Source organism: Luteirhabdus pelagi (genome assembly GCF_016827595.1).
Classification (GTDB): domain Bacteria; phylum Bacteroidota; class Bacteroidia; order Flavobacteriales; family Flavobacteriaceae; genus Luteirhabdus; species Luteirhabdus pelagi.
In genome coordinates, this window is the sequence record NZ_JAECMS010000057.1 from 1 (window position 1) to 228 (window position 228).

Annotated in this window: 1 protein-coding gene; it reads right to left on the reverse strand. The window is 52.6% G+C overall.

What is annotated here, in order from left to right; all coding sequences use genetic code 11:
- Positions 1 to 228 (reverse strand): DUF2955 domain-containing protein (locus tag I4Q58_RS15535; RefSeq protein WP_203296827.1); only part of this gene is annotated, 228 nt, incomplete at both ends.

Below are 228 nucleotides of genomic sequence, written 5' to 3' on the forward strand. Positions count from 1 at the left end.
ACCAGCGTCATAATGACCGGCCATTGCGACAGAAAGCCGATTATGATCACCATTTCGACGCAGTTGAGCGATGCGCTGAAGATAAACTGCTTCGCCACGTGGCGGTTAAACACCGGCACCAGCGACAGCAGCATGATCGGGTAGACCACAAAAAACACGCCGTAGCTGGTGTTATAGAAGCTCGAAATACTGAGCGCAATCATCCCGGCAAAGACAATGCGCAGGGTC